The sequence below is a fragment of the Leptolyngbya sp. FACHB-711 genome, from assembly GCF_014695615.1.
Lineage (GTDB): Bacteria > Cyanobacteriota > Cyanobacteriia > Elainellales > Elainellaceae > Leptolyngbya_A.
The window spans coordinates 1-2,829 of record NZ_JACJOR010000298.1; the positions used below are offsets into that span (position 1 = coordinate 1).

Genomic DNA, 2,829 nt, shown 5'->3' on the forward strand with positions numbered 1-2,829 from the left:
CCAAATAAACTGATTCACCAGCAAAATTGTGGCTGAAAGCGTGAATGTTCCAATCAACACCGTGTAATTGGTTCCCATATTAACGCTGCTGGCCCGCCGCAACACACGATCGGTTTCGGTCGACCGCACCCGGACGCGAATATCGCCACGCTCTAGCTTATCGAGCGTATCTTCAATCCGACGGGGGAGTCCCAGGGCTGAGGTGCTAACCTGCGCGGCTTGGCGACCCAGTTCGCTCAGGATGCTGTCGGAAAAGCCATTGGCAGGTGAACCATTTCCATTTGACATAAGCTGCATTGCAAACGGTTTTGCAACCTCCATAAAGTTAAAGTCGGGGTCAAGTCCTTTGCCCACGCCCTCCAGCGTTGAGAATGCCCGCATCACAAAGGTAAAGGTTGCCGGGAAGCGAAACGGCTGACCGTAGGCAATTTCGTACAGGTCATCGCTGATCGATGCCACCGACTGATTCTCAAACGGCTGATCCATAAAGTGGTCCAGCATATACTGAATCGATCGTCGCACCGGACCCATATCTTCTGATGGAGACAGTGCCCCCAACGCAATCAGAGAGTTCATCACCCGATCGCCATCTTTCTGGGCAATGCCGAAGAAAGTATCCATCAGTTTTTCCCGCGTCACGGGCTGCACCCGACCCATCATGCCGAAGTCGTAGAAGATCAGCGACCCGTCGGGGCTGGCAGCAATATTGCCAGGGTGAGGGTCGGCGTGGAAAAAGCCGTTGTTGAGCAACTGATGCAGATACGCCTCCGCTCCCATTCGCGCCAAACTTTTGCGATCGAGTCCGGCAGCTTCCAGTGCCTCGTAGTGGCTGATCTTGATGCCCGGCATATATTCCAGCGTCAGCACTCGGGGAGAGCTGTATCGCCAGTAGACCCGCGGCACTTTGACCCAGTCTTCGTCGCGGAAGTGGCGCCGGAAGGTATCCGCATTGCGTCCTTCGTTGAGGTAGTCAATTTCTTCCCACAAAATGCGACAGCACTCTTCGTAAATGCCTAGCCAGTCCCGCCCGCGCCCCCATTTGGGATGGCTCTGGAAGTAGCGGGCAATGCCTTTGAGGATTTGCAGGTCGATCGTAAACAGCTTTTTCAAGCCCGGTCGCTGCACCTTCACAACGACTTCTTCGCCAGAGTAAAGCTGGGCACGATGCACCTGTCCTAAACTGGCAGCCGCCAGGGGAATCGGGTCAAAGCTGCTGAACAGTTCTGGAATTGGTCTGCCAAAGTCTTGAGCAATAATCGCTTCGATCTGGTCGTAGCTAAACGCAGGCACTTTGTCCTGGAGCTTCGACAGTTCTTCGACGTACTCGACCGGAAACAAATCGGCTCTGGTGGAAAATAACTGCCCAATTTTGATAAAAGTAGGTCCCAGATCGAGCAGTGTTTCCCGAATCCAGATTGCTTGGGCGCGGCGACGCTTTGCCTGCTTTTCTTCGGTTTTGCCGCCCCGGTAAGCCCAGGATTTGCCATAAGCCCACTGTGCTGTCATTAGCTTCAGCACAAAAGACCAGATATCGATAAAGCGACGCTGACGCGAGTAGTTTTCCTGACTCCAGCGATATGCCTTGCCGCTGTAGGACTTCACGGGCACTGTGTCATCGTAATGCCGGTCTGCCTCAAGGTTGAGCCCGGACAGGTGATGCTGTACTTCAGCCAGAGATCGATCGCGTCTGGGAAGCGGCTTTTCTGACTGAGAATCAAAGATCGGATCGTCGGGAAGGACAGCCACGCAGATTGAGAAATTCCGTAAAAGGGTTTACTAAAAAATTCTTGGAAACTATTGAGTCAAAGCAGATATGGAGCAGCCCAAGGACTGCTGAAAACCTACTGCCCGGACTGATTTCGATATCGCTGAAGCTCCGTCCGCAGTTGGGCAGTTTCTGCCCGCAGGTTATCCACCATTTCCTGCACGTCGTCTGCTTTACGAGAAGCCGAATAGGCCGTCGTGGCGCCCGTTGTGCCTGTGGCTCCCTGGGTTGCCATTGCTTCGGCTTGACGTGCCCGCTCCATCACATCTTCAGTGAATTGCCGGAGCCGTTCGCGCTGCTCAGCATCAAACTTACCGAGTTCACTCAAGGTATTCGTTACCGTATTTTCAAGCTGTTCGCCCAGCGCCTCGGCAAAAGCGCGACCAATAAAGAAAGCATGACTCAGTGGATTGTTCATAATTTAAGAGGCTGGATCGGTAAGCTCCGCAAAAATTATAACTTGCTCAGGCTGAGTGCTGCCCTGTAGCCTGCACTCCCTTGCTCTTTTTAGGAAAGATATGAACTGAATGGAGTGATTGTATTGTGCCTGACGAGCGCTCCACTACATCCTGAAGACAGGGATCGAAACGCATAGAGTGAAATTCAATCGACTCAGGGGTCTAAAGTGGGAATAATCCAGTCGATCGGCATTCTTTTTCAGCCTGTTCTTTTCAGCCCATTAGCCCATTAGGTATGTCAATTGTCCGGCGCATCACAAACTGGCTCGAAACTCACTGGGTCACACCTGCCTATAGCGGCTGGCTGCTGCTGGGGCTGTCGCTTTTCTTCTTTGGAGCAGCCACGAATACCATGGCAGGCTGGCTTTATGTGATTAGCGGGGTAATGTTTGCGCTGCTGCTGATCGGTGCGGTTCTGCCAGCGCGAATGCTGGGCGGGATTCGAGTGCGTCGTCGCCCGATCGCCCCTGTGAGTATGGGAGAGGCTTTGGCGATCGAGCTAGAAATTGAGAATCAAACCCATCAGGCAAAAACGCTGATTCAGCTTCAGGATAATCTGCCTGCTGAACTAGGGACGTTTGGAAAAACGGCGATCGAGCTGATTTC

2 protein-coding genes and 1 pseudogene are annotated in these 2,829 nt (G+C 53.0%); 1 reads left to right on the forward strand and 2 read right to left on the reverse strand.

What is annotated here, in order from left to right:
• Positions 1-1,746, reverse strand: a 1,746-nt coding sequence (locus H6F80_RS11795; RefSeq protein WP_518523563.1) for an ABC1 kinase family protein, incomplete at its 3' end; no start/stop codon positions are given.
• Positions 1,747-1,841: 95 nt separating this feature from the next.
• Entirely contained in the window at positions 1,842-2,183 is a 342-nt protein-coding gene (locus H6F80_RS11800) for a DUF6825 family protein (protein ID WP_190791747.1), read from the reverse strand.
• Positions 2,184-2,458: 275 nt separating this feature from the next.
• On the opposite strand from H6F80_RS11800, the pseudogene H6F80_RS11805 reads away from it, so the two are divergent.
• A pseudogene (locus H6F80_RS11805) lies at positions 2,459-2,829 on the forward strand (DUF58 domain-containing protein); the annotation flags it as partial.